Genomic DNA, 239 nt, shown 5'->3' on the forward strand with positions numbered 1-239 from the left:
GGACAGGGTGATAGCCCCTGTGGGCGCTGTGTTGTTCGCAATAATGGCCATCTGCGCGACGGTCAGAGTTTGGTCATTGAACTGGAACAATTCGACTTCGGCAATATAGTCGATGCCATCCGCCGTGGTCACAATGAACCCGTTCTCCCCCCAATAGCTTGAAGGATTGTTTTCAATGACTGCGTTGATGCTCAGGTCGTTGATCACGACAACATCCGAGCCATCGCCCCCGACTAACG

1 protein-coding gene is annotated in these 239 nt (G+C 53.1%); it reads right to left on the reverse strand.

The window, feature by feature from the left end:
* On the reverse strand, nucleotides 1-239 hold a 239-nt coding region (locus Q4550_RS24005), incomplete at both ends, for a hypothetical protein (RefSeq protein ID WP_303536780.1).

This window comes from Anaerobacillus sp. 1_MG-2023 (assembly GCF_030547345.1).
Taxonomy (GTDB): domain Bacteria; phylum Bacillota; class Bacilli; order Bacillales; family Guptibacillaceae; genus Guptibacillus; species Guptibacillus hwajinpoensis_B.